15 protein-coding genes are annotated in these 19,206 nt (G+C 59.3%); 5 read left to right on the top strand and 10 right to left on the bottom strand.

Features of this window, described 5'->3' with window-relative positions; genetic code table 11:
- Positions 1-61 precede the first annotated feature (61 nt).
- Together R5R33_RS15725 and tilS are read right to left on the bottom strand one after the other, a co-directional pair.
- Entirely contained in the window at positions 62-1,693 is a 1,632-nt protein-coding gene (locus R5R33_RS15725) for a CTP synthase (protein ID WP_318953649.1), read from the bottom strand.
- Between the two features lie 125 nt (positions 1,694-1,818).
- Complete coding sequence (gene tilS / locus R5R33_RS15720; protein WP_318953648.1) at positions 1,819-3,123, bottom strand: tRNA lysidine(34) synthetase TilS; 1,305 nt, start codon at positions 3,121-3,123, stop codon at positions 1,819-1,821.
- Between the two features lie 358 nt (positions 3,124-3,481).
- Between tilS and R5R33_RS15715 the strand changes: the two genes are divergently transcribed.
- The 4 genes from R5R33_RS15715 (at position 3,482) to R5R33_RS15700 (ending at position 8,389) form a co-directional block, all read left to right on the top strand.
- A complete protein-coding gene (locus R5R33_RS15715) occupies positions 3,482-4,939 on the top strand; it encodes a sugar porter family MFS transporter (protein WP_318953647.1) in 1,458 nt (485 codons plus the stop codon).
- A 207-nt stretch (positions 4,940-5,146) separates the two neighbouring features.
- Entirely contained in the window at positions 5,147-6,037 is an 891-nt protein-coding gene (locus R5R33_RS15710) for a DegV family protein (protein ID WP_318953646.1), read from the top strand.
- Between the two features lie 190 nt (positions 6,038-6,227).
- Positions 6,228-7,031 (top strand): transporter, encoded by an 804-nt coding sequence (locus R5R33_RS15705; protein ID WP_318953645.1) that lies wholly within the window; start codon positions 6,228-6,230, stop codon positions 7,029-7,031.
- 59 nt (positions 7,032-7,090) lie between these two features.
- A complete protein-coding gene (locus tag R5R33_RS15700) occupies positions 7,091-8,389 on the top strand; it encodes an OmpP1/FadL family transporter (RefSeq protein WP_318953644.1) in 1,299 nt (432 codons plus the stop codon).
- A gap of 87 nt (positions 8,390-8,476) precedes the next feature.
- On the opposite strand, the gene R5R33_RS15695 is transcribed toward R5R33_RS15700, so the two are convergent.
- The 5 genes from R5R33_RS15695 to R5R33_RS15675 form a co-directional block, all read right to left on the bottom strand.
- Positions 8,477-9,910: a phospholipase D family protein gene (locus tag R5R33_RS15695; protein WP_318953643.1), complete on the bottom strand. Its 1,434-nt coding sequence runs from the start codon at positions 9,908-9,910 to the stop codon at positions 8,477-8,479.
- A 166-nt stretch (positions 9,911-10,076) separates the two neighbouring features.
- Positions 10,077-11,651, bottom strand: coding sequence for an AMP-binding protein (locus R5R33_RS15690; protein ID WP_318953642.1), 1,575 nt, complete (start codon positions 11,649-11,651; stop codon positions 10,077-10,079).
- Between the two features lie 169 nt (positions 11,652-11,820).
- Positions 11,821-12,639: an SDR family NAD(P)-dependent oxidoreductase gene (locus R5R33_RS15685; RefSeq protein ID WP_318953641.1), complete on the bottom strand. Its 819-nt coding sequence runs from the start codon at positions 12,637-12,639 to the stop codon at positions 11,821-11,823.
- Positions 12,640-12,656: 17 nt separating this feature from the next.
- The gene (locus tag R5R33_RS15680) at positions 12,657-13,673 is read right to left on the bottom strand and encodes an NAD-dependent epimerase/dehydratase family protein (RefSeq protein WP_318953640.1); all 1,017 of its coding nucleotides are present in this window, start codon (positions 13,671-13,673) and stop codon (positions 12,657-12,659) included.
- 24 nt (positions 13,674-13,697) lie between these two features.
- Entirely contained in the window at positions 13,698-14,231 is a 534-nt protein-coding gene (locus tag R5R33_RS15675) for a 2,4'-dihydroxyacetophenone dioxygenase family protein (protein WP_318953639.1), read from the bottom strand.
- Between the two features lie 181 nt (positions 14,232-14,412).
- Here R5R33_RS15675 and R5R33_RS15670 point away from each other — a divergent pair, with 181 nt between their 5' ends.
- Positions 14,413-15,414: a helix-turn-helix transcriptional regulator gene (locus tag R5R33_RS15670; RefSeq protein ID WP_318953638.1), complete on the top strand. Its 1,002-nt coding sequence runs from the start codon at positions 14,413-14,415 to the stop codon at positions 15,412-15,414.
- On the opposite strand, the gene R5R33_RS15665 is transcribed toward R5R33_RS15670, so the two are convergent.
- The 3 genes from R5R33_RS15665 to R5R33_RS15655 are packed head-to-tail and all read right to left on the bottom strand — an operon-like array spanning position 15,409 to position 19,203.
- Positions 15,409-16,446, bottom strand: coding sequence for a HupE/UreJ family protein (locus R5R33_RS15665; RefSeq protein ID WP_318953637.1), 1,038 nt, complete (start codon positions 16,444-16,446; stop codon positions 15,409-15,411). The two genes, R5R33_RS15670 and R5R33_RS15665, sit on opposite strands and share 6 nt — an antisense overlap.
- The gene (locus R5R33_RS15660; protein ID WP_318953636.1) at positions 16,443-17,339 is read right to left on the bottom strand and encodes a peptidylprolyl isomerase; all 897 of its coding nucleotides are present in this window, start codon (positions 17,337-17,339) and stop codon (positions 16,443-16,445) included. Before R5R33_RS15660 ends, R5R33_RS15665 begins: the two co-directional genes overlap by 4 nt.
- Before the next feature lie 40 nt (positions 17,340-17,379).
- Complete coding sequence (locus tag R5R33_RS15655) at positions 17,380-19,203, bottom strand: DUF3604 domain-containing protein (protein WP_318953635.1); 1,824 nt, start codon at positions 19,201-19,203, stop codon at positions 17,380-17,382.
- Positions 19,204-19,206 lie beyond the last annotated feature (3 nt).

Here is a 19,206-nt window from a genome sequence, read left to right as displayed (position 1 = left end):
AACAGGGGGCGCGGGTATTCAAATTGTTGTTACGGACGGATTCAACGTTACCTGAAAGAACTTACTTGGCCTGACGGTGCTTGAGTGCCGCCGCCACAAAGCTCTCGAACAGCGGGTGCCCGTCGCGGGGGGTGGAGGTGAATTCCGGGTGGAACTGACAGGCCACGAACCACTCGTGCTCGGGCAACTCGACCATTTCAACCAGGGTATCGTCCGCGGACCAGCCGCCTATCTTGAGACCGGCCTGCTGCAGGCGATCCACGTAATTGTTGTTCACCTCGTAGCGGTGACGGTGACGCTCGACAATCACGTCCTTGCCGTAAATCTCACGCGCCTTGGAGTCTTTTTCCAGACGACATTCCTGGCCACCGAGACGCATGGTGCCACCGAGGTCCGACTTCTCGTCACGGGTCTCGACCTTGCCTTCGCTGTCGATCCACTCGGTAATCAGGCCGATCACCGGGTGCGGGGTTTTGACGTTGAACTCGGTACTATTGGCACCTTCGAGGCCCAGTACGTTGCGCGCGTACTCAATAACCACCGACTGCAGACCGAGGCAGATACCGAGGAACGGGATATTGTTCTCACGCGCGTAGCGCACGGACTCCAGCTTGCCTTCCAGACCGCGCTCGCCGAAGCCGCCGGGAACCAGAATGGCATCGGCGCCCTTGATCAGGTCGAGGCCATTTTCCGCTTCCACGTCTTCAGCATTGATGAAGTCGATGTTCACCCGGGTGCGGTTCTTGATGCCCGCATGCACCAGGGATTCGATCAGGGATTTGTACGCGTCCAGCAGCTCCATGTACTTGCCGACCATGGCAATCTTGATTTCGTGCTGCGGGTTCAGCTTTCCGTCCACCACCGCGTCCCACTCGGACAGGTCCGGGGCCGGGCATTCCAGCTGCAGCTTTTCCACCACAATGTCGTCGAGACCGTATTCGTGCAGCATGCGCGGCACGCTGTAGATGGTCTTGGCATCGGGCAGCGGCACCACCGCGCGCTCTTCCACGTTGGTGAACAGGGCGATCTTGCGGCGGGAATCGTCGTCGATGGCACGCTCTGAGCGGCACAGCAGGATGTCCGGCTGCAGACCGATGGAGCGCAGCTCTTTCACGGAGTGCTGGGTGGGTTTGGTTTTGGTTTCACCGGCGGTGGCGATGTAAGGCACATAGCTCAGGTGCATCAGCAGGGTGCGATTGCTGCCCATTTCTACGCGCAGCTGGCGCACAGCTTCCAGGAACGGCTGGGATTCGATGTCGCCCACGGTACCGCCGATCTCGACGATGGCCACATCCATATCGCGACCGCCCTCAATGACGCGGCGCTTGATCTCGTCGGTAATGTGCGGAATCACCTGCACGGTACCGCCCAGGTAGTCACCGCGGCGCTCTTTGCGCAGCACGGTCTCATACACCCGGCCGGTGGTGAAATTGTTGCGCTTGGACATACGCGTGCGGATGAAGCGCTCATAGTGGCCCAGGTCCAGATCGGTCTCGGCGCCATCTTCGGTCACGTAGACCTCGCCGTGCTGGAAGGGGCTCATGGTGCCCGGATCTACGTTGATGTAGGGGTCGAGCTTGAGAATAGTGACCTTGAGGCCGCGGGCTTCGAGAATAGCGGCCAGAGAGGCGGAGGCGATACCTTTCCCCAATGAGGAAACCACGCCGCCAGTGACAAAAATGTAGCGCGTCATGCAAAACCTTGGTCAGTTGAATGCCCGACGGATTCGGGCGTGCGGGGCTGGCCCGGGAGGCGCAGAGTCGCGCAACCTGATGCCATTGAGATGGGACGCCAGACTACCAGAAAGCCGGTACCCACTCAATCGGAAAACCGCCACCGGGGCGGTGTTTGGGGCCCCTCCTCTGTGACGAACAGGTCGCCTACTGCGAGCAGAATCCCGTTCCGGAAAACAAGTGGCACCCGATCCCGGAGCCATGGCGCAAGTCCATACTCCTGCAGCAGCTTTTTCAGGGTCTGGGAGTGATGGCGCTCGCGCGGTTTCGCCCGTTCGCCACCGGAGCGAAAGCGTACCGTGTAGTCGCCTGCGGGCCAGCTGTCCCCAGCGCACAAAGTCCAGCCACCGGTCAGATCCAGTTCGCTTTTCCCATCCCACTGCCGCTCACCCTCTTCACCCGGGCCCAGAGGCAGCAATTGTGGTGTGAGATATAGGCGATCACGATAGCGACGTAACACCTGCCCGCCCAGCAGAACTTCTGGCACGGCATCATCAGCCGCCTGCGCCTGTTGCAGCGCCTGCTGCAGATGCACGGCTTCCGGCATCCGCGCCCCCAGCCGCGTCAACCAGCTCCGCAGCAGGTTTTTGCGCCGCGCCATTGCAAGCGAGAGGAAAACCGCAAGGTCAACGCTCTGGCCAAACCGCTCCGGCCGTAGATCACAGCGCTGGAGATCCTCCTCCGCCAACTCCCCCAGCAGCTCGTCCGCTTCGCGCAGGTTATCCGCGGCCTGGGCCACACGTTCGTTCAGCGGCCAGCGCGCCACCAGATGCGGAATCACCTGCCGGCGGAGATAGTTGCGATCCAGCGTAAGATCCGCGTTGCTGTCGTCGTCCACCCAGCTCAATGCATGCTCACGGGCGTAGTCTTCAAGCTCTGAGCGGCTAGCCCTCAGCAACGGGCGCAGCAACGTCCTACCCCAATCCGGATTACCCAGGTAACGCTGCTCCGCCATGGCGGCGAGCCCCAACACACCGGCACCACGCAACAATCGCAGCAAAAATGTCTCGGCCTGATCATCGCCGTGATGGGCCAGCAGAATCTGGTCGCCCGCCGCCATCTGCTGCTGGAACGCCCGATACCTGGCCTTTCTCGCCCCCTGCTCCAACCCGCCGCCGCTGCGGTCCACCTGTACCCGGCATGCGACAAATGGCACCCCCATCGCCCCCGCCACCACCTCGCAGTGATGCTGCCACTGGTCGGCGCGGACGCTCAGGCCGTGATGTACGTGAAGGGCGGTAAACGGAACCTGCGCGCGCGCCAGCAGGTGCAGCAATACGGTGGAATCCAGTCCGCCGGAATACCCCAGCCAAAGTTGCCCCTGCGCAGGATGGCGCTGCAGGGTGTTCCGCAACTGGCGGGAAAGTTTTGATGTGGGGGCTTCAGGCATTGGGCGGGTCCGGGCTTACCAGGCATTCGAGAGCGCCATTATACCCAGCAGCCGGTAATACCCGGCACCCGCCAGGGACCATCTCGACCGAACGGCCACAGCCCTAGTGCCCACTTACTGTCCCACATAAGCTGGGATTCCCACCCAAACTGGGACGGATCGACGGCGCAGCAGGCGTCCAACTTTAGGATATTTCCCAAAGTAGGACGCTTTTCCCCGTCCGGAGCGTCACCATGGGGACTCCCCCTGTGCGGGAGTCTGTGCAGTGAATCTGTGCGCACAAGCAGAACAACAAATCCATAGACCGGGCGGGCATCCGGTGCCCGCTCACTCACAATAAAAATGCAGGTAGTCACTCATGCAAGCGATTGAGAAACCCATCGGCGGGATCCAGGGCAACGCCCAGAGCCGCCAAGATGCTCCCCCACTTTCATTTATTGTCCTGATCTGTGGTGTCGCCACCATCGGCGGTTTCCTGTTCGGATTCGATAGCGGCGTGATCAACGGCACCGTCACCGGGTTACAGCAGGCGTTCAATTCCAACACCGCCGGTACCGGCTTCAATGTGGCCTCGATGCTGCTGGGGTGTGCCGTGGGCGCCTTTTTCGCCGGACGCCTCGCAGACCTGTGGGGGCGCAAGACCCTGCTGCTGATCTCCGCGATTCTCTTCCTGGTCAGCGCCTGGGGCTCCGGAATCGCCGCCAGTTCGGCGGAATTCGTGTTCTATCGTGTGCTGGGCGGCCTCGCCGTAGGTGCCGCAAGTGTGATGTCGCCGGCCTACATCAGTGAGATTGCCCCCGCGGCGATTCGCGGGCGCCTGACCACCATCAACCAGATTGCGATCATTAGCGGGCTTTTCGCTGCCTTTGTCAGCAACTACTGGCTGGCGAATACCGCCGGCTCCGCCGTGAATGAGTGGTGGATGGGATACAACGCCTGGCGCTGGATGTTCTGGATCGAAATCGCTCCGGCAGCACTGTTCTTCTTCGCCCTGCTGCTGATTCCAGAGAGCCCCCGCTATCTGGTGCTTTCGAAGCAGACTTCCCGCGCCACGGAAGTGCTGCGCAGACTTTACGGTGAAGCCGCCGTGGCACAAAAGCTGGAAAGCATCCGCGAATCCGTCGCCGGTGATCACCGCCCGCGCATGGCGGACCTGCTGGAAAATGCCGGCCAGCGCCTGGGCAAGGTGCGCAAGATCGTGTGGGTGGGCATCGGCCTCGCCGTATTCCAGCAGCTGGTGGGCATCAATGTGGTGTTCTACTACGGCGCAGTGCTGTGGCAGGCGGTGGGCTTCTCCGAATCCGACGCCCTGATGATCAATATCATCTCCGGCGGCGTCAGCATCGCCGCCTGTCTGATCACCATGGCGCTGATCGACAGGATCGGCCGCAAGCCGCTGCTGCTGGTCGGCTCCATCGGCATGACCCTCACTCTCGGACTGGTGGCGTTCGCGTTTGCCAACTCCACCCTGGATGCAGGCGGCCAGCTACAACTTTCCCAGAGCATGGGCCTGCTGGCACTGATCGCCGCCAATGCCTACGTGTTCTTCTTCAATGGCTCCTGGGGCCCGGCCATGTGGACCATGCTGGGTGAAATGTTCCCCAACCAAATCCGCGGCTCCGGCCTTGCAGTATCCGGCCTGGCGCAATGGGTCGCCAACTTCGGCATCACCATGACCTTCCCGATCATGCTGACCGGTATCGGCCTGGCCGGCGCCTATGGAATCTACACCCTGTTTGCCCTGCTCTCCGTGGCATTTGTGCTGTACATGGTGCACGAGACCAAGGGATTGGAACTGGAGCAGATGCGCGGCTGATCTGCACTCCCCTGTTTACGTTTTTGCCCGGAGGGGGGTGTCGCGCCCTCCTCCGCCGATTAACGCACCCCTTGATCGCCCCTATCTGAACACTTGCCAGTCACGCTTACCCGGGCAAAACGCTTTATTGCAACTGTCACAACTTGTGACGAAATGCTAAATTTGCCGCCCTTCTCCGACATTGAACCGACAATAAGAGGTACACCCATGGTTCAGTTAGTCGTCGATTCCGGCTGCGACCTGCCCGATGAATTCCTGCGTAAGTTCAAAATCCCGGTTTTGCCCCACAGTGTCAGTTTCGGCAACGAGACGTTTGGGGACCAGCGCAATCCTGCGCAGATGAACCACTTCTACTCGCTGTCGCTGGTAGATCGCTCCCGCGAGGTCAACTCAGGCCCCGCCGGCGAACCAGAGATTGAGCAGGTCATTGCCAAACTGGTACAGCAGGGACAGCAAGACATCGTCGTCCAGACCATCAACGCGGCCAACAGCCCCACCTACGCCAATGCTGAAAACGTCGCCCGCAAACTGGCGAGCGCGTCCGTAGCGATCCACACCGTGGACTCACACACACTGTTCTCCGGCCAGGGGCTACTGGCACTGTATACCCTGTCGCTGATCCAGAAAGGGCTTACCGGTGCGCAGATAAAATCCCGCGCGGAAGAATTCGGGCGCAAGATTGTCGGCTATGCCGCCATCAAGGATGTGTACTACCTGCGCGAGCGCGGCCGCCAGAAAAATGAAAAAAGTGTGAGCTGGCTGAAGGCCTTTATGGCGAAGTCGCTGGACCTGCACCCCATTATTTCCATGACATACCAGGGGTCCGCAGTGACCGATACGGTAAAAACCTACGACAGTTGCACCGAGCGCCTGTTTCAACTGGCGCAAGAAAAAATCGTCGACAAGGCCCTGCTGATGCCCGCAGTAGTGGTGAGTATCGCCGGCGCGCTGAAAGACCTGGACCAGGTTCCGGGCTTCAGAGCGCTGGAAAAAATTGCCGCCGAACACAAGGTAAAACTTTATCGCTCGGTCATGAGCCTTTCCGGCGGTATCAACCTCGGGCCCGGCACCGTGGCCCTGGCGATGGCTGCCAAGTAATTCCCCCTTCCAACCAATCGGGTGGCGCCTGCATACGCCACCTGAGCGCTGCGCGCCAGCGTTCTTCGACAAACCCGCGTTGAGCGCTGCGACGCGGATGTCGACCAGCGCGACATAGAGGAAAAATAACTACCAGGTGCCGCTAGACTGAGGAAAGCCGTTTTACGACTTCCCCTATCTGGTGAAAAAGATGTACCGAAATTTCGCCGCGTGTTTTGCTGCTATCCTCGCGTTCTCGAGCTTCAGTGCGAAAGCAGATTCCGATCTCGCCAAACAGCTGAGCAACCCTGTCTCCGATCTCATCAGCGTGCCTTTCCAGCACAACTGGGACAACCGTGTTGGCCCGCTAGAGGACGGCCGCAAATACACCCTGAATATTCAGCCGGTAATTCCCATCTCGATCAGCGACAACTGGAATCTCATCAGCCGTACCATTCTGCCGGTGATGAACCAGAAAGACATTTTTCCGGGCAGCGGTGAGCAAACAGGCCTGGGCGATACGGTGCAGAGCGCATTCTTCTCCCCCAAGAAACCCACCGCGGGCGGACTGATCTGGGGCGCAGGCCCGGTATTTTTGGTGCCTACCGGCACAGAACCGCTACTGGGAACGGAAAAATGGGGAGCTGGTCCCACCGGGGTGGTGCTGAAGCAGACCGGCCCCTGGACTATCGGTGCGCTCGCCAACCATATCTGGTCTTTTGCCGGCAGCGATAACCGCGCCGACGTGAACAGCACCTTCATCCAGCCGTTTCTCGCCTACAACACCCCTACCTCCTGGACATATACCATCCAGACCGAATCCACCTACGATTGGGAAACCGAGCAGTGGAATGTACCGATTCATTTCCTGGTGGCGAAGGTATTCACGGTGGGCAAACAGACCTACCAGATCCAGGCCGGCCCGCGCTACTACGCGGAAAGCCCCGACGGCGGCAGCCAGGATTGGGGCTTTCGGCTCAACTGGGTGATGCTTTTTCCGAAAGCCAAAAAATAGCCGGACGATCGCGTCTGCCTTGAATTTTCCGCCCACGTCATTCCCAGAGGGAACGGTTCATGAAGCACCAACGAACCATGCGCGTTATTTCCGCGAAAAAAATAATGCCACTGTTTTTCGCCGCACTCGCTGCCCCGGCGGCGCAGGCCGGTGGCATCATGCTATGGCAGATAGGCACGCCGACCTTGGGTACTGCCAGCGCCGGCTGGGCGGCGATGCCGGAAGATGCCGCCACTGCCTTTACCAACCCCGCCGGTACCGTATGGCGTGACAAGACGGACGTGCGCGGCGCCGCACAGATGCTGTATGGCGACATCGAATTTACCGATGACGGACTGAGTAATGTTCCGGGCAATGACGGCGGCAACCCGGTCGGCTGGTTTCCCGGCGCCGGTGGCTTCGCCGCAGGCAAAATCACCGATGATATCGGCTGGGGCTTCGCGATGGCCGGCAACTTTGGCCTGGGCCTCGACTACCACGACGACTGGCAGGGGCGTCGCTTTGTGCAGAACGTCGATCTTATCGGCATGAGCCTGATCCCTTCGCTCAGCTGGCAGGTCAACGACTGCCTATCCGTCGGGCTGGGTCTGAATGCCATGGCGGCGTATTTCAGCTTCCAGTCCGCGCCACGCGCCGGGCTGATCGACGACGACGCCTACATGCGCTTCAAGGATCTGGAAGACGGGTATGGCGGCAACCTCGGTATCATCTACCGGCCGGTACCCAGCACCACCTTCGGCATCACCTACACCTCGAAGGTGAAACTCGAATTCACCGACCTGTTGACGCTGCGCAATTTCGGTCCACTGCTGGAACCGGCCGTTGAACGCCTCAACGGCAAGCGCACACATATTGACATCAATGTCCCCGCAACCGTCACCGCCAGCCTGCAACAGGAGCTGACGGATTCCACCACGCTGTACGTCAATCTCGCCTGGCAGGACTGGTCAGAGTATGCCGGTGTGACACTGGCACTCGACAACCCGGCGCAGACCTCGGTCAAGGTAGATCGCGGCTACCAGGATACCGGCGCTTTTGCTGTCGGCATTCGCCACGAATTCAGCCAGGGCATGCTGGGCGGCTGGTACCTATCCACTGGCGTAGCGCTGGAAAGCGGGATGACCGATGAAAGCAATCTGACCGCGGATACTGTCACCAACAAAAGCTGGACCTTGGGACTCGGCGCCGGCACTGAGCTCTGCCCCGGGCTGACCATGGATGTGGGTTACAACTACGGTTCCCTCGGCGATATCCCCATCGATCAACAACGCGGCGCACCATTCTACCCACGACTGGAAGGCACCTACGAAGATAGCGTGTTGCATTTTATCGGTGGCTCGGTGCAGTTCGAATTTTGATGTCTGAACCCTTGCCTTTTGTAAATAAAAAGCCCTCAGCAACGGAGGGCTTTTTATTTGCGACCGTAAAAACAATCGCCGTGCAATTCAGATCTGCGACTCGACGGGAAGCCAGGACAGCATCCAGGACAGCCAGCGCTGCCAGCGCGTCGTTTCCGGATCCGTAGTTTCCTGTAGCGTCTTGCCATCCTCGTCCCGCGCGCGCCAGCGGAGTTTTCCACGCCCATTTAACGACAGGTGCCAAGCGAACTCTCCCGCCACCCAATCGTCAAAGAGTCCACTCAGTTCCTGATTGATCCCGTCATTCTGCATCAGCAGGCCGATTTCGGTGTTCTGCAAAATCGAGCGGCTGTCGAGGTTGATGGAGCCGACGAATCCGAGATCATCGTCGATCACAAACGTCTTGGCGTGCAACGTCGCCTGGGATTTCCCCTGAAACCAGCGCTTGCGCTTCTTTTCCCCGGAAACCTTGCGCAATTCCCACAGGTCCACGCCCTCCTTCAACAACGGCTTGCGGTAACGGGCGTAGGCGCCGTGCACGATGGCGACGTCATTGCTGGCGAGGGAGTTGGTGAGGATATCCACATTCACCCCCCGCCCCTGCAGGCCGGTGAACAGCTCCGTGCCCAGCTTGCCGGGAATAAAATACGCAGCGCTGATACGCACATTGGAATTGCTGTTGCGAATAATTTTCTCCAGTTTGTACCCGGGAAATTCTTCAACCTGGACACTGTCGGGATGCAGCGCTTTGTCCGGAGGGTCTGCAAACAGGGTGCCCGCCCCCCACTGGAAGGGAATTTTACCGGCGAGGATTTCACCGGCCATTTTCGACTCTCGCAGCGCGTCGATAAATTCGGACTTGGCCTCCTCCTCGAGGAAAACCTTAACTTCACGGCGCAAATCGTCCAGATGCTGGCTTTCAGGGCTCTGACTTTTCAATTTTTCCAGTGGTAAATCCGCCACCGAAACCGAGACTGGATTGTTCCAGTAATCGTCGAAAATCTGTTTCGCATCGTGTAATACGCGTCCCAGTGCCATCACATCCACATCGAGAAATTCGATATCCGCGCGGGAAAAATAGCCGTCGGCGATATTGCGCCCACCGGTAATCATCACCAGGCCATCGGCCACGAACAGCTTGTTGTGCATGCGGTGATTGATACGACCGAAGTTCAGCGCCTGCTCTAGCGCGCGCTTAATCCCGGAGCGGCCAGCCACAGGGTTGAATACGCGAATGGAGATTTTGGGGTGCTGATCCAGTACCGTGATCCAGGGGTTCACCACCCGGGACCCCAGGTCATCCACCAGCAGGCGCACGCGCACCCCGCGGTCCGCGGCCTGTAACAACAGGCTGACAAGGATGCGACCGACACTGTCGTCTTCAAAGATGTAGTACTGCAGGTCCAGGGAAACACTGGCTTCCTGAATCAGCGCGGCACGCGCGACGAAAGCCGAGAGTCCGTCCTGCAACAGATAGAACCCGGAATCCTGGTCACATTGAGGCTGCAACTCTCGTTGCACTGCCGTTGCCAGCCCGGACTCTGTCGCCGGCGGAAGGCTGAGGGATTGATTGCGCGACGATCGGGACATTCCGGCGTCAAATCTTTTCAGGTTGATGTGTAACAGACTAGTTGGTGCGCATAAAAAAACGCAGCCAGAAGCTGCGTTTCTTATGGTGCGACTGGTGTCAGGCGGTTTCTGTCCTGAGCTCCCGGCGCAGGATTTTGCCCACGGTGGACTTGGGTAATTCCTTCTGAATGACGATCTGCTTCGGCACCTTGTAGGCAGTCAGCTGGGTGCGACAGAACTCGATGATTTCATTCTCGTCCACTTCACCGTCGACCACCAGGTGCGCACGCACGGCTTCGCCGGTCTGCTCACTGGGAACACCCACCACCGCGGCCTCAACCACCTGAGGGTGACGGCACAGCACGTCTTCCACCTCATTCGGGTACACGTTGAACCCGGACACGATAATCATGTCTTTCAGGCGATCCACAATGCGGATATTGCCGTTGTCCTGGATCAGGCCGACATCGCCGGTACGGAAAAAACCGTTGCGCATGACCTTGTCGGTTTCCTCGGGACGATTCCAATAGCCGAGCATGACCTGCGGCCCGCGAACCACCAGCTCGCCGCTCTCGCCCTGGGGCAGCGCATTGCCGTCTTCATCCCACACCTGCACCTCGGTGTCTTCGAGGACCGTACCCACAGTGCCGATTTCTTCGCGACCGAATTCGTTCAGGCAGATCACTGGAGAAGTCTCAGACAGTCCCCAGCCCTCGGTCACCGGGCAGCCGGTCACCTGATGCCACAGCTCCGCGGCGCTGCTGGTCAACGCGGTGCCACCGGAGAAGGTCATTTTCAGGCTGCTGAAATCCAGCTGCTTGAACTCAGGGTGGCGGCACAGGCCTACAAACAGGGTGTTGAGGCCGGCAAGACCGGTAAAGCGGAACGGTGCGATCATTTTCACGAAGCCGTCGATATCGCGCGGATTCGGAATCAGAACATTCAGGCTGCCCATGCCGAAAAATGTCAGCATGTTCACGGTGAATGCATAGATGTGGTACAGCGGCAGCGGGCAGACAAAAATCTCTTCGCCCTCGTTACCGCGCTGGAGAATACGCTCCAGCATCTGCTGGGTATTCGCGAGCAGGTTGTCGTGGGTCAGACACGCACCCTTGGCGACACCGGTGGTACCACCGGTGTACTGCAGCACGGCGATATCCGTGCGCGCAGCCTTGCTCTGTACCAGATCGGAACAGGCCGCACCGCGCTCGATGGCGGAAACAAAGCTGTGGTAGCCCTCCGGTGCCGATACCGGGTTACCCAGCAGGTCCGCAGGCCCGGTCACCAACACGTGTTCGATTCCGGTTGCGGATTTGATTTCTTCAAACTTGCCCACGAAGTCGGCGAGGATCACCAGCGCCTTGGCACCAGAATCGGAAAACTGGTGCTGCATTTCCCGCGGGGTATACAGGGGGTTGGTGTTGACCACCACCAGGCCGGCAAGCAGTGCGGCATAGGCGGCGATCGGGTACTGGGTAATATTCGGCAACTGAATGGCAATGCGGTCACCGGCCTCGAGGCCACATTCGTGCTGCAGCCACTGCGCGAGATGCCGGGATTTTTCCTCGATCTCGCCGAAGGTCAGCGTCTGACCGAGGCAGTGGTAGGCCGGTTTGTCATGGAAGCGCTGCAGGCATTGGCCGATATAGTCGGCAAGGTTTGCGGATTCCAGACTCAGCTCGCGTGCATTCATATTTTGCTCTCTCATAGGCGCTTACGCGCTCCGAAAATTATTGTTTTATTTTTCGGTCAGGTGTGGACAGTAAAAGGTGGCTGCACAGCGCAGCTGTGAGCCATCCTATTACTGCGGCACTCCGTTCATCAAGTCCGGCGAATGTCCAATACGCCAGGATGAAGACCGGTCACTGAACTTCTTTCAGTGCTTTCGCCACTTTCTGGTCAACAATCCAGCGGAACAGCCCGGTATGACTGCGGGCGAGGTATCGAGTCAGTTTTGCCTTGAACCCCGGGGTAATCATAAAGGTACGCTTGCGCAGGCCATCCAGAATGCCCTGAACCGCCACCTCCACCGGCAAGACACCCGCGAATTCGTTCACGATCTCGGTCACGCGACTTCCCACGCGGCGCTCTTCCACCAGCATCGGGGTCTGGATTTCACCCGGGCAGACCACGGATACGTCGATGCCTTTTGGCTTCAGCTCGGTCCGCAGCACTTCCGCGAGACCGACCACACCGAATTTAGAGGTGGCATAGGCACCGTGGGTGTAGCTGCCGCACATGCCCGCCAGTGACGCAATCAAGGCCAGGTGGCCGCCAGGGCGCATGTGTTTCAGCACACCGGCGGCAAAGTTGCGGCTGCCGTACAGATTGACCCGCATACTCTGGTCAAACATCTCGTAAGACATTTCGGTAAACAATGCGGTGCGCAAAATGCCGGCACAGTTGATGGCAAACTCCGGCGCACCCAAGGTAGCGGCCGCATCGTCCATCGCGTTCTCGACCGCTTTCGGATCCGTGATGTCCACCAGATAGCGTTCGACTCGCGCGTTACCCTTGCACAGGCTGCGCAGTTCATTCAGCAGTGCGTCTTCAACCTTCAGGTCGAAGATGGCCACCGAGGCGCCGTCGGCCAGCAGGGCGCGGGTCAGGTTGAGGCCGATACCACTACCGCCACCAGATACAAATGCCACCTTGGGCACACCGTGTTTCCAATTGCTCATAACTTCTTTACAACTCTTTATGCGGTCGTGGCCGTGGCAGTCTTGTTGAAATGCGCTTGCAGTTCATCCATCGCCTGATCAAAAGTGACCACCGGCACGTAGCCCAGCAGACGGCGGGCTTTTTCATTCGAGAATTCATTGGGGCCGCCCATCAACCGGTAGGACTGCCGGGTAATCATGGGTCGCTGTTGCTGGCGCAGCAGGTGGCCGAAAAATTCCAACACCGGGGCCAGGCCGCGGGCTATAAGATTGGGGACGGACTTCGGCGCCGGAGCACCGGCCAGATTTGCCAGGCGCTGCAGGTATTGCTGCCAGGTAACATCATAACCATCCGCTGCGATAAAAATGTCGCCGTTGTGACAGTCTGAACGCGCCGCGGCGATCAGGATCGCTACCAGGTTTTCTACGTGCACCAGACCGGCATCCCAGTCACCCTTGCCCAGCAGGCAGGGCTGCCCGGCACGCAGCAGTTCCAGCATGGTATTTACCCAGGGGCCGCTGCCGACGCCGAACACATTGCCCGGGCGCACGATGGTCGCCTTGAGGCCACCCTGCTTTACCGCTTCCAGGGTCACCCGCTCCTGTTCCTGCTTGCAGAATTCATACGGGGAACAGGGTTTGCCTACGGGGCTCTCTTCATCCAGTTTGCCCTTGGCCAGCGCACTGGCATAGGCGCAAACGCTGGTGGTTACCACAAAGTGGGAACCCCAGCGCAAGGCGAGGTCGATGGCCTGTTCGGTGCCGTGCACGGTGATATCCACGTGGGACTGCAGCGCGCCCCAGTCACCGACGACCGCGGCCAGATGGAAAATGGCATCCACCGGACCGATTTCGTCCGCGAGACCGGTTAGGGTACGCACGTCGCCGGTTACCATGCGCAGCTGGTCACCCCAGGCCGCCCACTCTTCAGGCACCCGCTCACCGGGCATCATCAGGGCGACGACCTGTACTTTTTCCGTCAGCAGCTGGCGCACCAGGTGGCGACCGATAAAGCCGCCAGCACCGGTGACGAAAGCCGAGTTCATCTGGCTCATTGAAACCTCGTCAGATTCAGAGGCTTATTCGCCAACGACGATCATGTTTTCGCAGGTTTTGCCTTCCGCTTCGCACAGGGCGCGGTACACGGTCATCACCATCTTCGCATCCAGCACGCTGGTGACATTGCCGTGATCGTCGATATTGACGTTGCTGCCGAACACCGCGAACCAGACTTCCGCATCTTCCTTGGCATCGTCGGAGACGGTCAGGGTGTGCACGGAGTGCGCGGGCTCGAACAGGTAGGAGCCTTTCTTGTTGACCTTGTCCGGGTACTCTTTGTAGAACCATTCGCCCGCAGTGGTCACGGCGAATACGGGGCCGGTGTGGTAGTGGGTATCTACACAGAAGCCGGGTTTGAATTTGTTTTTGATCACCCACAGGTTCTGGTTCAGGTCTACGTGCAGTACTTGCAGCAGGGAACCATCGGGAAGCGGAACCCACGGCAGGTCGGCTTCCTGAATCAGGATCGCCTCGCGGGCGTGGTCGCGGGATACAACGCCGCCGGTTTGCATTGCGGCCAGCATTTCCAGAATCGGGGTCTTTGTCTCACTCATCGCCATTCTCCAGTAGTTGCGTAGGTAGTTGTTATTGTGTCTCCCCCTGCCTTCGGAGCCTGTTCGCAGGCGCGAAGGAATTTGCCCAGTCTAGAGAAGATGGCACAAGCCCAACTTGACTTTTTACGAACACAGTTTGACTATTTGCGAACAGCCCACCTAGACAAAAGTCGAACTCACCATGTTCCTGATCCGCAGCGGTGCCATTGAAGGTTATGAACCACTGGTCAGCCAGTATGGTCAGAAACCCACCACTCTGTTGCAAAAGTTCGGCTTGAGCAGTGCGCAATTGCGCGACCCGAATACCTACATTTCCTACACCCGCCTCGCCGACCTGCTGGATGCCACCGCCCTCGCCTGCGATGAGCCACTTTTCTCTCTAAACCTGACCGCAGAACAGAGCGTACTGGCGCTGGGCGAAATCGCACTGTCCATTCGCCAGCAGCAAACTCTCGCCGATGCCCTCACCTACTCAAACCACCACATCAGCCTGCACGCTTACGGCGTGCACGTACAACAGAGACCTCGCGGCGACATACTGGAACTGCAGCTGACCTTCGATTTCACCAATGCCAGCGGACTCACCCAGCTAATGCAGCTGAGCGCGGGGCAAGCGTTCAATCTGGTGGCGCAGATGGTGGGCAATACCGGCAGCGCCCTGAAACTGCACCTGCCGCAGCCCGCGCCGGCGGCGAGCATCGACACCCCGTTGCCGTATAAAGAAAACATTCTCTACGGCAGCAATTTTGCCGGTATCAGCTTTCCGCTGAGTTGGCTCCCGCGCAAACCGCAGTACGACGAACAACTGCTGCGGGAACATTTCCAGCAGCGCATCCGGCTACTGCAGTCCATCTATCCGGGCAACCTGCAGGCGCAGGTCTGCCATATCATCGGCAACCTGCTGCCGAGTGGTGAGAGCAATATTGAACGCGTCGCCGCGGCGCTAAACCTGCACCCGCGGGTATTGCAAAAAAAGCTGCAGCAAGACGGCATCAGCTTTCGCGAACTACTGCAGCAGACCCGCATGGAGGTCGCCAAGCGCAACCTGCAGCACGGCCAGCTCAGCGTTACCGACCTGGCGCTCAACCTGGGCTACGCCGATGTGGCTATCTTCAGCCGCAATTTCAAACGCTGGACCGGAGTGTCCCCGAGTGCGTGGAAAAAAACCGCCAACACCTTATGAAACCAGTGCAACCGTGCGATCGATCAGCCACCAGCTCGCGGTACCGCCAATAGCGTAGACCAGCATCAGCGTAGTGGTCGCACGAAATTGGGCCATCCGCGCTAACGGCAAACCGCCGTTTTCCAGTAGCTTGCGCACGAGCAGCGCGAGCACCGCAACCGCGGCGATAAACAGCAGCTGCCCCGCTTCCACCCCCAGGTTGAATGCCAACAGCGAACCCGCGATTGCCTGCTGCGGGACACCGATGTCCGCCAGCGCACCGGCAAAACCGAGACCGTGCAACAACCCGAATCCCAGTGCCACCAGCCACGGTCGACGAACGGCCAGGGTCGATTTGCCACGTCGCTTCAGCAGGATTTCGCTCGCCACAAATACAATGCTCAGCGCAATCACCGCCTCCACCGGCGCCTGGGGCACGGCGATCACGCCGAGCACAGAAAGTGCCAGGGTCACGCTGTGCGCCAGAGTAAACGCGGAAATGGTGATGGCCAGCGAACGCCAGCCGCTGACCAGCAACAGCAGCACCAGCACGAACAGCAGGTGGTCGATGCCGAGCAGAATATGCTCGACGCCGAGCACAAAATAGGTCTGCAACCAGCCGTCGGCGCTGGCATCGGCGGCAAAGGTATAGCGCGGATTTTCCGGCACCAGGCGGCCAACCTGCTCCGTACCATCGAGCCACTCTGTGCGCAGCAGCACATCGGTCATGGTCTGTTCCAGCCCCTTCACCACCACCGTGGTATCGGACAACCCGCGCGGGCTTCCGATATGCCAGCTCTGGGTATACATGCCATTTGCCAGCCTGCCTACGGCGCTGTCCAGTTGGGAAACCGCACCCTCAAACTGTACATCGAGCGACAGTTTCATCTGGCCGCGGGCGGGTACCCGCCACAGCACGTTGAATTCCTCAGCGCTAACCTGGGTGATCTGCAGGTATGCGGGGCGCAGTTCGTGGGCGAATACATCGCTGACAAAAACACTCCCGGCGAAAACCATGATCAGCATCAACGTCCGAACCAACTTCAGCGTCATCGCGCGACAACCTCTTCGGTTTCCGGTGTGTCACCGAAGGGACTTCCACCCAAGGGACTCTCTAGCGGACTCTCCAGACGCACACGATAGCCATCCCGCAACAGCTGGTACTGGCGTTCGAGCATGTCGGTGTGCTGCTGAGCCTGCCAGTCACGCAGTACTTGCGGCCTGACACTGGCAAATTCGGCGGTCGCCTCTGGCGTGTAGGCCTCGATTAATACCAGGTGCTCGCCATATTCCGAACGGATGGGCCCCGCCCACAGGCCCTGCGGCTGCTGCACCAGTTGTTCGGCAAACCCGACACCCAGCTGGTTGTTTATCTCCGCTGGCGACGCCTGTGCAAATTGGCGCGGTAACAGATGACTGTCTCCGCCCGCTGCTGCATCTGCGCCCGTGTTCAGGGCCGCCATCAGTGCGCGGGCATCTTCAGCGGGCGACGCGCGGTGATCGCGACTGAAATAGATCTGGCGGAAGCTGACACGCGCCGGCGCGCGGTAGCGCTCGGCGTGATCCTGGAAAAACCGCTCGAGTTCGCTGGATTCAGGTTCAACCGCATCCACCAGGTCCCGCGCGAGAAATTCCATTTTCAGCCGCAGGCGCCGGCGAATTACCGTGTCGTCCGCTTCCAGCCCCAGCTTCAACGCCTCGCGATACAGCACCTCCTCGCGCACGAAATTGTCCACCAGCTTATTCAGTTCCTCGCCGTTCGGCGGGCGCTGCCAGCTGCGTTCGAACACCGCCGTCAGGTGTTCGATGCGGTTGGGGGTTATCACAATTTCTTCTGCGCTGCCCCCTGCGGCATTGAACAGTCCATCGATCGCAAACAGCAGCCCTCCGATCAGGGCAAAGTGCATCAGGGGGTCCCGCAGCAGCGGGACTTTTTTCAGACTCATAGCAACCACTTACTCATCACCAACAACGATTTTTCGCTAATTACTGTTCAGCAACTACGGCTTCGGCAAAATATTTTGCTTCTGGGGTGTACCAGATCGGCGAACTCCAGCCGCGCTCCTGAATGGATACCGGCAGATCCTCACGGGGTTTGCGTCCCAGGGCCTTGGCGTCATGGGTGGACCAGCGCGGGGTCGGAATTTCCAGCACGCGCACGTAGTAGAAAGCGTGCTGATTCAGCTGGAAGTTTTCATCCGTCCATACGGCGGACAACTGGCTGTCACCGATATCGTTGGTGTAGGTTGCGGTGTCCGGATCAACGGTATTGCCTACCGGCGGAACCTTGCCGTCATCGCCCACGCTGCGGCCATCGGACAGCGCCACATCGAAAATCGCTTCCCGCTGTTCACCGTTTTCAATCCAACCCTTGACCACCTGGATGCGATCCAGGTTTGCGCCGGCGTTGTCTTTCATCGCACTAATGAGGAACACCGGCTTTTTCCCGGCTTCCGCTGCCGGCAGCTCACCGCCCATGGGTACCCCGTCGCGGTAGGCCTGCTCGACCCAATTGTGGTTGCCCGGGGTGTTTTCATTGAAATTCCAGCCGCCGAAGAAGCGCAGTTTCATCCGGGTACCGGAGGTCGCGTAGGTTTCCTTGCGCATCAGTGCCGCATAGATGGCTTCGCGGGTATTTTCCGGAGCCCAGACCGCAGCCAGACCGCCGGAGCTGAATTCGCGCACACGGCGGTTATTCACCTCGTCGCCGGGCAGCGGGCCGTCGAGGCGCTTCTGCGGTGTGGCTTCAAAACCGAATTTGCCGGTGTGGTTGTCTTCCTCTACCGAGGCCGCCGCATTGTGGGTATCGGAGTCGCCGATCAGGCCGAATTTGTACGGATTGAGACGCCCCTCTGCCGCCATGGACAGACCGTCGAGATAGGCCTGACGGGCATAGCCGCCCTTTTTGTGTTCCGGTACCGCCGCGGTACTTGCAGCCAGCAGGTAATCCCACAATTCGAAGCCGGCGAATTCGTCATTCGGAGACAGTGACGGGTGGGTTTCAGAGGTGCCCTTGATCTGGCTTACTTCGTACAGCGGTTCATTGGCGATACGCGCCTCGATATATTCCGCCGATAGCGGCTCGCCGTCTGCGGTGGCAGTGGGGAACATCAGCCCATCACTGGCATTGCCGTTGTGGGTGATTGCCAGCAGCGTCGCGCCATTGGCGCGGGCGCGGTCCATATATTTCCAAAGATCCTGCGGATCTTCGGATTCATTGGTGCTGAAGGGCAACTCGGGCACCCCAACAGAATTCTCGAACACCACCACACGGTGCAGGTTGCGCATGGCCGGGGTGGAAGTCCATTCGAACGCGGGGAAGGTGGTGAACTTGCCCGGCTCGTAGTATTCATCGGCAGTGCGTATCACTTCCTGCCAGATCGGTTTCATGATCGCCGGATCCGCCAGCGCCGGATCTTCCATACCCGGGGTCATGGTATCCAGTACCCGCGCGTAGGCATCAAACGCGACTTTCTTGTCCTTGGAGAGAATTTCTTTGGCGATCGGCAGTTTGCTGGCCGGGTGTTCCGGGTCCTGCATTTTTTTGAATACACCGAGATATTCGGAGTGGTCGGAAACGGCATAGAAATCCAGTGGGCGCTTGATCTGCATAACGCCCGCGGCGGCCGCTGCCGGAATCGCCTCACCTTTCGCCCAGCGGTAGGCATCCGCCGGCGTGGTGTTGGCGCCGTTGGTCAGTGCATCGAAGGAATAACTGGTGTGAACGTGAAAATTGCCGAAGTAGACATTTTCGGCGAGTTCCGCCTCATGCTCAGTGTCATTGGCAACGGGTGTAGTTTCGCCACTCACGCC

The organism is Microbulbifer pacificus (assembly GCF_033723955.1).
Classification (GTDB): Bacteria; Pseudomonadota; Gammaproteobacteria; order Pseudomonadales; family Cellvibrionaceae; genus Microbulbifer; species Microbulbifer pacificus.
This window is presented reverse-complemented; position numbering and strand designations above follow the sequence as displayed.

Coding starts and splice junctions, on each gene's coding strand:
- R5R33_RS15660 (WP_318953636.1), bottom strand. CDS start 17,339: ATGAGTCTGAAAAAAGTCCCGCTGCTGCGGGACCCCCTGATGCACTTT.
- R5R33_RS15680 (WP_318953640.1), bottom strand. CDS start 13,673: ATGAGCCAGATGAACTCGGCTTTCGTCACCGGTGCTGGCGGCTTTATC.
- tilS (WP_318953648.1), bottom strand. CDS start 3,123: ATGCCTGAAGCCCCCACATCAAAACTTTCCCGCCAGTTGCGGAACACC.
- R5R33_RS15665 (WP_318953637.1), bottom strand. CDS start 16,446: ATGACGCTGAAGTTGGTTCGGACGTTGATGCTGATCATGGTTTTCGCC.
- R5R33_RS15675 (WP_318953639.1), bottom strand. CDS start 14,231: ATGAGTGAGACAAAGACCCCGATTCTGGAAATGCTGGCCGCAATGCAA.
- R5R33_RS15700 (WP_318953644.1), top strand. CDS start 7,091: ATGAAGCACCAACGAACCATGCGCGTTATTTCCGCGAAAAAAATAATG.
- R5R33_RS15670 (WP_318953638.1), top strand. CDS start 14,413: ATGTTCCTGATCCGCAGCGGTGCCATTGAAGGTTATGAACCACTGGTC.
- R5R33_RS15715 (WP_318953647.1), top strand. CDS start 3,482: ATGCAAGCGATTGAGAAACCCATCGGCGGGATCCAGGGCAACGCCCAG.
- R5R33_RS15685 (WP_318953641.1), bottom strand. CDS start 12,639: ATGAGCAATTGGAAACACGGTGTGCCCAAGGTGGCATTTGTATCTGGT.
- R5R33_RS15710 (WP_318953646.1), top strand. CDS start 5,147: ATGGTTCAGTTAGTCGTCGATTCCGGCTGCGACCTGCCCGATGAATTC.
- R5R33_RS15725 (WP_318953649.1), bottom strand. CDS start 1,693: ATGACGCGCTACATTTTTGTCACTGGCGGCGTGGTTTCCTCATTGGGG.
- R5R33_RS15705 (WP_318953645.1), top strand. CDS start 6,228: ATGTACCGAAATTTCGCCGCGTGTTTTGCTGCTATCCTCGCGTTCTCG.
- R5R33_RS15690 (WP_318953642.1), bottom strand. CDS start 11,651: ATGAATGCACGCGAGCTGAGTCTGGAATCCGCAAACCTTGCCGACTAT.